Source organism: Thalassoglobus neptunius (assembly GCF_007859735.1).
Lineage (GTDB): Bacteria > Planctomycetota > Planctomycetia > Planctomycetales > Planctomycetaceae > Thalassoglobus > Thalassoglobus neptunius.
Genome location: NZ_SIHI01000015.1, coordinates 42,522 through 56,547 on the forward strand (window position 1 = coordinate 42,522; position 14,026 = coordinate 56,547).

A 14,026-nucleotide genomic window follows, 5' to 3' on the forward strand; every position below is an offset into this window, starting at 1 on the left:
GTCGCATGGACACAACAAGAGCAATGGGCCAATCAACTGTTCAGAACAAGTCAAGATCCTCATGACTCAGCTGCTTTGGCTTGAAGTCGATCTCCTATCATATGGTGCAGGGCCAGGGTGATTCCACCGGTGATCATGCAACCAATCACGACAAGTGCTTCCCATCCGTCTGAGGCCCCGGCGAGGGCAAAGAAGCTGATGACGACCATGTTCGACGCGATCATGATGAATGCAGCCATGGAAATTGCAACAGGCCACACTCCCCACTTGGCGACGATCGAGCAAAATGTCGATAAGTGCAGTCCAAGCAGATACTGAAGGAGAAGGTAGGTGATAACGAGGAGGGCTTCGAATTCTTGCATAAGGCTGCCGAGTCCTTCCCAAAAATCTTCACCAAGCAAAATGATTCCCAAAAACATGCAGGCAAACAGGGGGAGTGTTGTGGTCAGTCCTCCCAGCACTTTTGCGTAAGCGATTTCTCGGATCGATCGGGGAAGCATGACAAGAGTCGACCAGGTCTTCTCTTGAAGCTCGTAGCGGAACACCCGTGCAGAGACGATGGCCAATTCGATGAACAGGAAGAAGATCGAATATCCGAAGAGCACTCCGCCCAACATCTCGGCGATATCTCGATTCGTTCTCAGAGAGAAAAAAGTGATCGCGACAGCCAGACCGAAATAAATTCCGAATTTCAACAGAATGAAGATTCTTCCTCCGCCGATGAACTGGAAGTCTTTCCAGATAATGGGATAGCTGCCGATACGGCGGCGTCGAGTCATATTTCGCCGGCGACGAAGACGATCGAACAACCCGATGGAACCGGGTTCTTTCTCGTTCCGGGTGAAAACATCGAAGAACAGCCATGAAGTGATCAGGAAGACTGTCCCTACGATGAGATTGCTGATGATCTGGAAATTCCACATGGCGGGATTGGCACCGGTCGCCAGAATTTCTGAGATCTGTGATTGTGCTGACCCGGACTGAATCGCATTCGCAAGACCACTTGCCGCCTGGGAAATGAACCCGGATGTCTCCATGGCGAGCACGCTGAGAAGCATCGGCAGGATGAACAACGCGATCAGGATTCCGAAGGCCAGTCCACATGCGCTGGCGGTTGATGACATCAGCACCGAAGCCAGCAATCCGAGATTTCCGACCAGATACAAGTGGGCGAATAATGTCAGATAGCAGGCAACGACCTGTTGCCACAACACTCCACCCAGGGTGACCGAAAGGAAGTTGAACGGAATCTGAACGCTGAGCAGAAGCGCAGCACAGATGAGTCGAGGAATCCATTTCCCGAGAATGAGCGACGTGCTGCCGACTCCTGCCATGCGCAGCAGGCCTAAGGTTCGTTCCTCTTTCTCTTCCGTAATGGCGGAAGAGAAGAATGCGGTCCCGGCGATCGTGATTGCGAGATAGTTGCAGACCATCACCGACCGGAAGAGGTCGAGTCCGGGAGCCGTCGAAAGTCCCGCCGTGGCCTGATAGACGAAGAGCATCCACAGGATGAAGGCGCCCAGAAGAAAACGAATGACGTGCCCGCGCAGCTGACGTGCATCCGTTTGCAAAGCACGTTTCACCAGGGCGAGAATCCGGTTCATAGTGTTTTTGGCTCACTCGGGAAGTGAAAAATGGACGTTCGCCTTGGAGTCGCTTGGGTTCTGGTTTGCAGAGAAACCTTGAGAGCGGTTTAGCTGCGGACGCCGCGCTCGGTCAAATCCATGAAGGCTTCGTTCAAGTGTCTTTGGTCTCGACCGAAATGCATGACGATCATTCCGCTCGCAATGATCGCACTCAGCAACTGATTTCCATCGGTGATTGTCGGGTCGATTTTAACTCGGACATCAGAGCGTCCTTCGATTCCTTCCACCGAGAGGACTCCCGGGAGGGCGGAAAGTTGTGTCTCTGTTTCCTCTGCGGAGAGGTCGACGCGAATTCGATAGGTGGGTGTTTCGGTTTGCTGATCCAGAAGTGCTTCCATTGGACCGCTGTATTTTGTTTTACCGCGATCAATGATCGTGACGCTGTCACACAATTCCGCGAGTTCGCTCAGAATGTGACTCGAGATGAAAATCGTTTTTCCCATGCGTCGCAACTCACGGAGAATTTCCATTAGCTCGATTCTCGCTCGTGGGTCGAGACCGGAAGCGGGTTCATCGAGCAAGAGAAGATCGGGGTCGTTGACAAGCACGCGGGCGAGGCTGACTCGCTGCTGCATCCCGCGAGAGAGTCCTTGAATGAAGTCATCCTTGCGGACGTCCATGTCGGTGAGAGCGAGAACATCTGCGACGATTCGGTTTCGTTCTTTGAGTGTGAACCCGTAAGCAGCTGCGAAGAAATCGAGATACTCAAAGACGGTCATCTGACGATACATGCTGAAGTGATCCGGCATGTAACCGATTCGTCGACGAATGGCTTTGACGTTGTTCCGGACGTCGTGACCGAAGACTCGAATCTTTCCGACTTGCGGCTTCAGCAGAGTGCAGATCAGCTTGAGAGTGGTCGTTTTCCCTGCGCCGTTCGGTCCCACGAAACCATGAAGAGACTCAGGGGAGACCTGAAAAGAGATGCCATCGAGTGCTCGATGCTGCTTGAAAAGATGGCTGACATTTTCGATTTCAATAACAGGATCCATTTGACTCTCTTTTTTCTTGGTCTCAGTTGAGGGGTGGATCATGACGCAAGTTCGTCTGATAAACCTGAAGTCGCCGAAGTGAACGAAAATTTCCTGCGCGGTCGACAAGATTAAATTGAGTTTTCAGATGAGTTGAATGTTCTGGGCCCTCAATGTGTTCCTTGCTCTACTGAGATCGTGGAGGAATTGGTAGCTGATGGCTGTAAATCACGAATCCGTTTTGCTGCGGGGAAATCTCTTCCCCCGCAAAGAAGTCGGTTGAAAGTGAAGTCTTCAGATAAACATGAACTTTGTCTTCGGCGAAGATCGTCCCGTTGACAAGCTGGTCGAAATTCTCAATCCCGAGGTCATCGGCGATCAACGTCCATTCGTTCATGTCGAGAAGCTTCGAAGGAGGATTTTCGTCTCGATTGCGGTACTGATAGGCGTTGTACGCACTGACCGAAGCATCGTTGATATAGCTTTGCAGAGGGCTTCTTCGTGCAACGTTGCCATCAGATCCGGTTGGAACAAGGACTCCGTCGGACACGGAGAGTTGGACGAGGTTGTTCTGAAAAATCGCGTACCCAGTCAGATTCTCTGGCCATGCCTGTCCACTTCCCGGGAGTAAACGGATTTCTTTGACCTCCCCGTTTTCGACCCGCAATTGCTCGACCTGGATGGGCAGTCCGACGGTTTGTGCGACTCCGCCGTCGATGATTGTTCGATTCGAGAACGCCGGAACTTCCGTCATCAACAATCCGTTCGGCGGATTGAGAGCCTGCCCGGGAATTCGTTCATTCGATTGGCCGGAGGAGTAAGCGACATTCAATTGCGGATGCACAATGAGATACTGAGAACCGGTGGTCACAAAGAGATTGGTCCATTGTTTCACAACCCATCGCCCCGGAGGACCTGCTTTCGCGAGGACGACCGAATGGATCGACGTTTCCTCTCCGTAGCCGCGTTTTCCAACACTATGAAACCCGAAGCTGAAGAGGGCCACCGTTGCGAGGATGACTCCATAGGTCAATCGATAGTCCCCCTGCTTACGACCGAGAAACCAGCAACCGGGAAACAACAGCAGCAGGTAAATCGTCGCCATCGTGTAGATCAATGGCCAGTTGTGTTCCGGAGTCGTGATCGCGCGAAGTCTCGAAAAGATCGTCCGGTTGGGGTCGAGATTGAGATAGTTTTGGAATTGCTCTTTTGCAGGCCGTTTGACTGGCGAGGGTTGGAACGTCGAGCTGAGTCGTTCGACGAGACCGGCCCCGACGCTGATTCGGTCGGACGGCTCATTCAACTCGCTGAGAGAAGCGGGGAATTCAGGATACTCACCGAGATTGTCCGCAATCAGCGAAACCGTTCCGCCAGCGAAGAGCCAGTCGCGAAAGGCTTGAATCTGTGGCTCCTGCCATCTCGGGGTATGGTCCAGATAAACACGCGACAGCTTGTTGAGCACAATCGGATTTGTCGGGAAGAGGTCCTCGGAGAATGCGGGAACGGATTGTAAGGTCGAACGTCCTTCGGGGCGGATCAATTCCACAGCGACAGGCCCGGGAGAATCGTCCGGTTCGTCAACGGTGTAAGTGTCTTCGGCGCGGATTCGGCCTCTGATCAGTGGCCCCCATTCCAATCGCGTATCAGACGCTGATTCCAGATAGGTGATGAACTGCAAATCGCGCGTTCCGTAGGGCTCAATGTAGAGATCCGGTTGAAGGACTGGAACATCGACGGGTTGAAAGCCCAGAATGGGAGTCAGCGAAACCGCTCCTTGCCAGGGATCGTCGGAGTTGTTGAAGACGCGGACCGTTAAGAGATTGAAGTGGTGCGGTGTCACCCGCCCGTCCAGGCCCCATTTCGGCTTTCCCTCAATTTGCAGCTCAGCGTGAAGCGGAGTGGCTGTCACCTGTACAAATGTTGCGAAAAGCAATGTCCAGAAGGCACGTGCAGCGAATTGTTTCCACATGTGATTCAGTGACCCTGATCAACTGTGACGGATGGGAAATCGTTGAAATTCTCGAAAACTGAATCCGGAAGGCTCCGAACGTTCTTAATTTTTCATTCTCGTTACCGTAATACGATACGGAGACTCACCGAATCTGTACACTTGACCGGTCACGACGCCCTATTCCAGGAGCGTTGATGCCCTATACTACGCAAATTTGCCGCAGTTCGTTGGTAAACGCTGCGATGGCTTCTTTCGATCAATCAATTTACATGACAATCTCTCAGTTCTTCCAAAACAATCTCCAATTCGTCACACGGAAATCTGTCAGTCAGACGGGGTTCCCGACGTTGACGTTTTGGGGTTGTTTCGGCCTGTTGGTATTTTTCTTTGCGAACGGGGCGAAAGCGGATGTCGAAATTCTGAATGCTACGGGGGGAGTCGATGGCTGGTTCAAGATCGGTCGATGGGCTCCAGTGCGATTCGATATTCAGGTTTCCAATGAATCGGGTTCCGCTCAGGACGAGGCTTCTTCCAATGGAGAATTGACACCCCGGATTCGGACGGTCGACCCGGATGGACACGCCGTCTACACATCATTGACGCCTCTCTCGGGGAATTCGGAGTCCCTCAATCATGTGGAAGCCGTGTTTCGAAATGGGCGAACCGACGCTTCCGTTCTGATCGAAATTCTGTCGGCAGGGAAAGTGGTCGCTTCGAAGCTTCTCCGTGCTGACGAACCGGGAAGTTTGGTATCGCTTGAGCAGAATGCCCAGCTTTGGTTGGTTGCTGGAGAACAGCCAGGATTCGAAGCAGCCTACCGACGTGCGGCAGCTGTGAATCCGAAAGCGATTCAACTTGTCAGATTAGAAGACTTCGGCAACTGGCAAGGGACCGGACGATCGCTCGACTCGGTCGATGTCATCGTGCTCAATGCTGATACAGCTGTTTCGGAAGAAGCGTCAGCAGCGATTCAGAAATGGGTCGAGCGGGGTGGTCGCCTCGTCGTGGCGGTCGGAGCAGATACAGAATTGCTTCTTGCGAGCCCTCTCGCAGGCTGGCTTCCCAATCAACCTCGCGGCACAGTGGAGATTCGAAATCTCGGGCCGTTGAACGCAATCATTCCGGGAAGCGGTCGTCTGCGAATGATCGGAAGTTTGACCGGTGCGGACCTGCTTGCAGAGAACGGATTCGTGATCGCATCGGGATTGAATCAACCGATGATCATTCGATCCGGAGTTGGGCTGGGGCTTGTGACAATCTTCGCTTTGCGGATGGACCAGGAACCTCTTTCCGAATGGGGATCGCGTGCGGAGCTGGCGATGATTCTCGCCGGTCAGGTTCCTCTCTGGAATGATCCGGAATTTCTTCAACAGCGCGAAGACAGCGGTTTGAGCCCGACCGGAGTGGCGGATTTTCAGACGCAAATTTTTCAGGCCATCGACTCGACCGACGAGATTCCCAGACATTCCTATTGGGTTTCGATGGGATGGATGGCACTGCTCGCGGTGCTTGTGGGACCGCTGGATTACTACCTCGTTCATCACGTGATTCGACGGCCGAATCTGACCTGGATCACGTTTCCCGTTTGGCTCGGACTCATTGTGTACACAACAATGAGTTCCGCTAACGCGACAAACTCTCATCCCATGTCTGCCCGGCAAATCGAAGTCGTGGATGTCGACGCAACAATCGGAGCAGTTCGCGGGAGAAGCTGGTTTAATCTCTACAGCCCGACGTCAAGTCGTCACGACACTCAAGCAATGGTGGACTTCGGAGATTCACTCTCAGCTGACAACGTTGACTTCACGCTCACCAGTTGGGTCGAACGTCCAGAATCCGGATATCGAGGCATGTACCGGTCTGGCGGACTGGATAGCCAGAAGCCAGCTTATCATGTGTCGGATTTAGGAGATGAGGTCTTCGACTTGCCGATTCGAGTCTGGTCGACTGGCTCTGTCGCAAGTGAATGGGAAGCAGGCGTTGACACGGAAGAACTTGTGACTTCTAACCTGTACGATCGAGGGACTGGACGCCTCCAGGGACAGATCACTCATGAGCTGCCGGGGGAAATTCAGGACTGGTTTCTTGCCTACGACAACTTCGCCTACTCTCCCAGGACAACTTCCGGTGAGGGGCCTCCTTCATTGAAACCTGGGGAAACATTTCAGCTGGACCTTGCCCGAACCAATATTCTGCGTGGTGTCTTGCTGAGGATTCGGACATCGACCCGACAGGGAGCAGTCTCGACGAAGGTGGATGGCCAGGTCGATCGGGAACGATACGATCCCTTCTCCAGAGATGCCTACGACATTCTCAGAATCCTGACGTTTCACACCGTCACGGGAGGTCGCGAGTATTCGACTCTTTCGAACCAGACGTTGGGAGAACTGGATTTGTCTCAGCAAATCGAACTCGGGAAGGCGGTCCTCTTTGGTCGCATGGAGCGAGGGGCCACGAATTACACCATCAATGGCGAGACTCCGGAATACGAGGATCGAGACACAATTGTCCGAATCATCCTCCCTGTTCAAGTTGACGAAGCAGCTTTGAACGCACCCCCGGATCCAAACTTGCTGAAAGCTCCCTAGCGATCAGTCACGAATGAATACAAACACGAATGAATAAAAAGTTGACCGCTATGTCGTTGTCAGCCTTACTCAATATGTCCTGGAAACAATGTTGTGATTGAAACCATTAAACTCACGAAGCGGTATGGGGATCTTGTCGCTGCGAACGAGATCACGATCTCACTTAAGGAAGGTGATGTCTTCGGATTCATCGGTCCGAATGGATCGGGGAAGACAACGACGATGCGGATGATCGCGACGCTGCTCAATCCCGATTACGGTGAGTGCTATGTCTGCGGGAAGTCGATCTACACCAACCCGGATGAAATCCGCCGTCTTGTCGGGTACATGCCCGACTTCTTTGGTGTGTATGACGACATGACCGTCATCGAATACCTGGAGTTTTTCGCGTCGACGTATCGCATCAATGGACCCGGACGGCGAAAAGTCTGCGAAGAGAAACTCGAACTGGTCGACATGTCGTTTAAGCGAGATGCCATGGTCAGCCAGTTGTCGAGAGGGCAGACCCAGCGGATCGGGTTGGCGCGAACGCTGCTTCATGATCCTCAGGTTCTCTTGCTCGATGAACCTGCAAGTGGATTGGACCCGCGGGCGCGGATCGAGATTCGAAAGCTCTTGCGTCGACTCGGGGAGATGAAGAAGACGGTGATTGTTTCCAGTCACATCCTTCCCGAACTGGCCGATGTCTGTACTCGAGTCGGGATCATTGAAAAGGGAAATATGCTCGTCGACGACTATGTTGCCGACGTTATGAAAAAGGCGCGCGAGGCGACGTTGCTCGAAATTCGCGTGGTGGGTGACCCGGAACAGGCTGCGAAATTGCTGGAACAGCATGACCTTGTCAAAGGAGTCTCGATTACGGATGAGACGATCTACGTGACACTCAACGCAGGCAGCGAAGATTACAGCGATCTGCCTTCGGAACTGATTCAGGCAGGTTTCAAGCTTCGACAGTTCCGGGAAGAAGAGGTCAATCTTGAGACAGCCTTCATGGAATTGACCAAAGGAATGCAGCAATAACGCGTTTCAACAGTCATTCTGCCAGTGGGTGAGTCGGATCAGATCGACAGCGGTTTCTCCCGTTGCGAGTTCGAGAAAACAGTTTCAAAACGGCAAAACTGCAGCGAACTGCTCAGGTAAATCAGGAAACTCTGAGTTCCGACCGTTGCCAGAAACTGTAGGACACGGGAGAATAGAACTTGTCCCAATCGCGTCTTTGACTTGATTCGGGTCGCGGAAGAGAGTCCGATGTTGGGTTTTCGGACCGCTTCTGAAGAATTTGTCGGCGATATCAGGCACAATCGAGAGTGGAGGGAGTTTCTCAGGTGGAATTCGATGATCTCAAGGGGACCAGCGGTGAGTGGTTGCGCGGCACCGGTCCGGAATCGGACATTGTGATTTCCAGCCGAATCCGACTGGCGCGGAACGTCGCGGACTTCACCTTCCCCCCGCGCGCTGACGAATCAACCCGTCGTGAAACGGAAGCCTTGCTGAAAGAGAACATCCAGGAACTCTCAACCGCTTCAGATCTGAAGGTGATCGATGTCAATCAGATCGATGACCTCGACCGAAAATTTCTCGTCGAACGGCAACTCATCAGCCGCGAACATGCTGAAAGTTCAGGGGCTCGCAGTGCATGCATCGGAGCACTGGAAACGGTGAGTTTGATGATCAATGAAGAAGATCATCTGAGGATGCAGGTCTTTCGAAGTGGCTATGCGCTGGAATCCGCGTGGACGCAGATCAACCGGATTGATGATGAACTGGAAGAGAGAGTCTCTTTCGCGTTCAGCGATGAATTCGGGTATCTCACATCCTGCCCGACAAATGTCGGCACAGGGATGCGTGTCAGCGTCATGTTACACCTGCCAGCTCTGGTGTTGACCAAGGAAATTCAAAAAGTCTTCCAGGCAATGCACAAAATGAATCTCGCAGTCCGCGGACTCTACGGCGAGGGGAGTCAGGCGATGGGAGATTTCTATCAGATTTCGAATCAGGTCACTCTGGGGCGAACAGAAGAACAAATTATTCAAAACGTCAAACGCGTGATTCCGGATATTCTGGACTATGAGCGCAGAGCCCGTCAGGCCCTCATCAAGGAAGATCGTCAACGACTGCACGATCAGGTGTCTCGGGCTTTGGGTGTTTTAAGCAGCGCCCGACAGATTTCCTCCGAAGAAACCATGGAGAAACTTTCCAGTGTTCGCATGGGAATCAATCTCGGTTTAGTTGACGACATCGAAATTTCGACGGTCAACGAGCTGTTTATGCACATTCAACCAGCACACCTGCAGAAAATTCGCGGCGAAGAACTCGAATCGACACAGCGCAATGTTGTTCGCGCAGCTTATCTGCGAGATCGACTGACACGACCTCCGCAAAACTAGCGCACATTCCGAATAGTGTTCGTGAGTGCTTGATCAACAGGTCAGCTCTGACACTTCGATCTTCACTCAGTGAAGATCGTTCAGTGAACATCGCTCAATCGCGACTTACGTCAACTTAAGGCAAAGCATTCCAATGACAACTCCCGAGAGCACCAGCCGACGCAATCTGGATCTCATTCTGCAACGTCTGCAAGAAGGGAAAATGGTCATTGTTCTCGATGCAAAAGATCGTGAGAACGAAGGCGACCTGCTTTGCGCAGCCCAGTTCATGACGCCTGAAAAAGTCGATTTCATGATGCGTCGGGCTGCGGGCGTGCTTTGTGCTCCGTTGACGCAGGATGTTGCAGAGAGACTTCAGCTCAATCCGATTGTCGATGCCGAATCGAACACGTCATCACATCAGACGCCGTTTCTGATGCTCGTCGATCACAAAGACTCCGGCACAGGAGTCAGCGCAGAGAGCCGTTCGCTCACGCTCAATGCACTGGCCGATCCGGATTCGCAGAAGAACGATTTCGTGAAGCCGGGCCACGTCAATCCGCTGCTTGCACGTGAAGGGGGAGTCCTGCGACGGGCTGGTCACACGGAAGCTTCAATCGATCTCTTGAAAATGGCTGGTTTGCACCCCGTCGGCTGTATTATCGAAATTTGCAGCCAACGAGGTTTCGGAATGGCTGGAATCGAAGAGCTCGAAGAGTTTTCGAAAGAACATGACATTCCAATTATCTCGATCGCTGAGATTATCCAGCACCGACGAATTCGCGAGAACCTGATTCATCGCGAAGCGGAGGTTGAGATTCCGACTGAAGACTACGGAACGCCGAAGTTCATCGCTTACAAAGTGGACCACGAAGATCAGGAACCGATTGCCATTGTCTGGGGAGATTTGACGTCGGTTGAGGCTCCTCTGGTGCGGATGCACTCCTCCTGTTTCACAGGAGACATTCTGGGCTCACTCCGATGCGATTGCGGAGACCAACTGCATATTGCGATGCAGATGATTGTCGAGGAGGGATGCGGGGCTGTCGTTTATCTTCCGCAGGAAGGACGAGGCATCGGGTTGACCGCAAAATTGAAGGCGTATCAGCTCCAGGATCAGGGTTTCGACACCGTTGAAGCGAACCATCGACTGGGATTCAAAGCCGACTTGCGAGACTACATGGTCGGTCTTCAGATTCTCAAAGATCTTGGGCTGAAGCAGGTGCGGATTCTGACCAACAATCCCAAGAAGACTGAAGCGTTCGAGAACTGGGTCGATCTGCGAGTTGTCGAACAGGTCCCGCTGGTTGCCCCGCCTCATGCTCATCGAGAGCGATACATGCAGGCAAAGAGAGAAAAAATGGGACACATCCTCCCGCCGAGCAATCAGTAGTGCTCAGCGAGAGGTGAAACTGCCGACCAGCGAGCCTATTTCAGTTGTTCCAGAAACGCGAGAAGGTGAGCGAGCTCTTCGGGGGTAAGGTTATTGACGATCCCTTGTGGCATCATCGATTCCGTTCTTTGGACCTGTTCTTCGATTTCGTTCTGAAGAATCGTTTGTGAAAGTCCATTCGCCTGCCGCAGCTTCACTTCTTCTGCACTGCGTCCCACAATGAATCCCGAGTAGATCTTTCCTTCTGTCGTGATGAAGGAATAGGTATCGAATCCCTGTGCGATCTTGGCACTCGGTTTCAGAATCGATTCAACGAGTTGCTCGCGAGTGTACCGCTTTCCAATGTCAGCCAGGTGCGGCCCCTTGGGATCCTGCCCCTCTGTATAAGTGTGACAGGCGATGCAGGATTGTTGAAGGAAAATGCGTCGTCCCCGTTTGACGTTCCCTTCCGCGTTGAGAGCGCGTTCTCGCACCTCTTCAAACGTCATGTTGGCGATTTGGTTGGGATTGTCAGGATCGACAGTGGGAATTGCGATCGGCTGGTTTGATTCGGTTTGCTTGTGATCTTCGAAGAGTGATTTCGGAAGCTGGCTGGGGTGAACGCGGTGCCGGATCATTTCCCCAAGGAGACGTTCTTTTCCGATCTCATCAGCGGACTGATAGTGCGAAACGATGGCGTCTTCGATCCGTGACGTCTCTTCCCAGGGTTGGCGATCGTAATACGGGCCGGTTCGATCAGGACGAGTCCCCCACCAACCTTCTTTGTAATCTCCTTCACGATGATAGAGACGAACAAGAATCGAAAGGAGTTCGTTCGCTTCCTGTTGGTCAGAAGCCTGTTCAAGGCGCTTGATGAGTTCTTTCACAACCAATGGATTGTGCATCCATCGCAAAGCCTGAATTGCTCCCTCCCGGTAAGGAGTATCGAGCGCCTGAATGCACGCTTCGCCCGCCTGCAGATTCACCAACGATCGGATGGCCAGGTGCGGAATGACAGCATCAGCATCGGCGACGTTGTGAGCAGTGGCACGAGGCGTGTCAGATTGTCGAACGGTCAAGGGAATCAAATTCTCTGCAATCGATGCATCACCGAGACGACCGAGGCTGATGATGGCCTGTGCAACAACGCGAGGAGATGGATCACTCAGGTAAGGAATGATGTCTGCACTCGTCACGCCATCCAACTCAGTACGGCGATCCGTGAGAGCACGAAGAGCGTGTTCGCGAAGAAGTGGATCGGCCAACGCTTCGAGTAGTTCGGGATGACTTTCGACTCCATGAAATTGTTTGAGCGTATAGAGTGCAGCAACACGTGCGTAGTCCTGCCCTTCTGGATCGTTCATGAGATCCGAGAGCAGCGTGGCGAGTTTTGTATTTTCTGTTCGGCGGAGAATCTCTCTTTGTGCATACAAACGCTGTTTCATGTTTTCTGCACGAAGTTGAGCAACAAGCTTCTCATCACCAAGAGTTTTCAAGTCCGGAAGTGTGACCGGTTGGAGTCCATCAGGGGTGATCTGAGCGACAAACCCGACATCGGGGCCGTCATAGGCAAAGTTTCCATTCTTCCAGCTGCTGACATACATCCGGCCAGCGGCATCAATGTCGATGTCCGTCGGGCGGGGGATTCGCAAGAATGACTGCTGGTGCGGAAGGTATGTGGGGCCACTTTCTGGGAGATTGTGCAGAAAGACTTCGCTGCGTCCCCAGTCGCATGTGTAGAGAGTGTTGTTGTAATTCTCAGGCCATTGAGCATCGTGGAGGAAAAACGTTCCACAGCCAGAGCCTCCGCCGTAGTCCGCGAGAGGCGGCATAATTTCGTCGGTGTAGTTCATGAAGAGTGAGGGATAACCGAACTCCGCAGACTGCAGGATGTGTGAAAGCCGAACGTTCCACTCGCCGCCGTCGTTGGTGTTGTCGCGAGTGAAGATGTTCATGAAGGGATCGATTGAGACATCGAGGATGTTTCTCAATCCCCAGCAATAGATTTCCATCTCGGAACCATCCGGGCGGACTCGAACAATTCCTCCTCCGCGACGCGAGAGTTCTGTTCCATCGGCTCCAATCGCTTGAGTGAACCCAAAGTCGCCAACAGCGATATAGAGCCAGCCGTCGATTCCCATGCGGATTCCGTTGGTCGTATGATCCGCTCCGCGCTTGTTGACGAAATCGGTGCTGATCCCTTCGATCAGCGTTTGCTGTTCGTCAGCTGTTCCGTCTCCGTTGCGGTCATGAAACACGGTCAGAAACGGGGGATGCAGAACCCACAGCGAACCGTCGTCATAGAAGAGACCGCGCGGGTGATCCATCTTGGCAAACATCTGAACTTCGTCGGCTGTTCCGTCTCCGTTTGTGTCTCGTCCGCGAAGAACTCTTCCGCGTCCGGCTTCTTTCCCGAGTGATCCCTGTTCGTCAACGCCGATGAAAACGTCTCCGGAATAGTCGGCCGACAGGCACACAGGATAATTGATTTCCGGAGGAACGCCGAAGAGACGGACGTTGAATCCTTCAGGAGCAGTCACATCGGCAAGAGTGACGTTGGTCGTTGACTCAACAAGTTCGAACTCCGCCGGTGGGGTTCCGGAGTAAGCTGCGAATTCGCGGATGCTTCCCCATCCTCCGGAATTCGATCCGAGGAAGGTGACACGAATTCGATTCGCTTCGACCGGCTCGAACTGATGGGTTGCGAGTCCCGTTTCCGTGGTGTTTTCTGAGCGATCGACAAGTGTTGTCCAGTCGTTCCCGTTTTGGGAGGACTCAACGCGATATCGATAAGCGGTGGTCTTCTGCTCCCAGAGGATGCGGACTGCGTCGATGGTCTCGGTTTCCGCAAGCTCAACTTCCCACCACTCGTTCTTTTGAGATCCGTTCGCGCACCATCGTGACTGAAGATTGCCATCGACGGCGTGTCCGGGGTCGTGCGAAGGTTGTGTCGACTTGGCCTTCGCTGGTTGTCCGAGTACCAGATTTTCAGCCGCTGCAACGGAAGGTGAGGGAGTCGCAGAGAGTGTCCATACACTGATCAGAGTGAGGATGTACGAACCTAATCCATTGGAATTCGTCAACGACGACAGCTTGTGGAATTCAAACATAAGAGGTTATCTGAGTCGGTGT

The 14,026-nt window shown here is 52.9% G+C and carries 8 protein-coding genes; 4 read left to right on the forward strand and 4 right to left on the reverse strand.

The features are described from left to right. Nucleotides 1-59: 59 nt before the first annotated feature. From KOR42_RS17470 to KOR42_RS17480, 3 genes are all read right to left on the reverse strand, one after another. Entirely contained in the window at nt 60-1,604 is a 1,545-nt protein-coding gene (locus KOR42_RS17470; protein WP_146511136.1) for an ABC transporter permease, read from the reverse strand. 89 nt (nt 1,605-1,693) lie between these two features. After that, complete coding sequence (locus KOR42_RS17475; RefSeq protein ID WP_197441300.1) at nt 1,694-2,638, reverse strand: ABC transporter ATP-binding protein; 945 nt, start codon at nt 2,636-2,638, stop codon at nt 1,694-1,696. A gap of 166 nt (nt 2,639-2,804) precedes the next feature. After that, nucleotides 2,805-4,586 carry a hypothetical protein gene (locus KOR42_RS17480; RefSeq protein WP_146511138.1) on the reverse strand — a complete coding sequence of 594 codons (1,782 nt, stop codon included), beginning with the start codon at nt 4,584-4,586 and terminating at the stop codon, nt 2,805-2,807. Nucleotides 4,587-4,762: 176 nt separating this feature from the next. Here KOR42_RS17480 and KOR42_RS17485 point away from each other — a divergent pair, with 176 nt between their 5' ends. The 4 genes from KOR42_RS17485 (at nt 4,763) to ribA (ending at nt 10,915) form a co-directional block, all read left to right on the forward strand. Beyond that, nucleotides 4,763-7,156, forward strand: a complete 2,394-nt coding sequence (locus KOR42_RS17485) for a hypothetical protein (protein WP_197441301.1) — start codon at nt 4,763-4,765, stop codon at nt 7,154-7,156. Nucleotides 7,157-7,249: 93 nt separating this feature from the next. Beyond that, complete coding sequence (locus tag KOR42_RS17490; protein WP_146511140.1) at nt 7,250-8,176, forward strand: ABC transporter ATP-binding protein; 927 nt, start codon at nt 7,250-7,252, stop codon at nt 8,174-8,176. Between the two features lie 305 nt (nt 8,177-8,481). Further along, on the forward strand, nt 8,482-9,543 hold the full coding sequence (locus KOR42_RS17495) for a protein arginine kinase (RefSeq protein ID WP_146511141.1): 1,062 nt from the start codon (nt 8,482-8,484) through the stop codon (nt 9,541-9,543). Between the two features lie 133 nt (nt 9,544-9,676). Further along, nucleotides 9,677-10,915 (forward strand): GTP cyclohydrolase II, encoded by a 1,239-nt coding sequence (gene ribA / locus KOR42_RS17500; RefSeq protein WP_146511142.1) that lies wholly within the window; start codon nt 9,677-9,679, stop codon nt 10,913-10,915. 35 nt (nt 10,916-10,950) lie between these two features. On the opposite strand, the gene KOR42_RS17505 is transcribed toward ribA, so the two are convergent. Beyond that, on the reverse strand, nt 10,951-14,004 hold the full coding sequence (locus KOR42_RS17505; RefSeq protein WP_146511143.1) for a DUF7133 domain-containing protein: 3,054 nt from the start codon (nt 14,002-14,004) through the stop codon (nt 10,951-10,953). Between the last annotated feature and the right edge of the window lie 22 nt (nt 14,005-14,026).

What these genes read in the sequence shown, in the direction of transcription:
- KOR42_RS17470 (WP_146511136.1), bottom strand. Translation starts at nt 1,604, where the DNA reads ATGAACCGGATTCTCGCCCTGGTGAAACGTGCTTTGCAAACGGATGCA.
- KOR42_RS17475 (WP_197441300.1), bottom strand. Translation starts at nt 2,638, where the DNA reads ATGGATCCTGTTATTGAAATCGAAAATGTCAGCCATCTTTTCAAGCAG.
- KOR42_RS17480 (WP_146511138.1), bottom strand. Translation starts at nt 4,586, where the DNA reads ATGTGGAAACAATTCGCTGCACGTGCCTTCTGGACATTGCTTTTCGCA.
- KOR42_RS17485 (WP_197441301.1), top strand. Translation starts at nt 4,763, where the DNA reads ATGCCCTATACTACGCAAATTTGCCGCAGTTCGTTGGTAAACGCTGCG.
- ribA (WP_146511142.1), top strand. Translation starts at nt 9,677, where the DNA reads ATGACAACTCCCGAGAGCACCAGCCGACGCAATCTGGATCTCATTCTG.
- KOR42_RS17505 (WP_146511143.1), bottom strand. Translation starts at nt 14,004, where the DNA reads ATGTTTGAATTCCACAAGCTGTCGTCGTTGACGAATTCCAATGGATTA.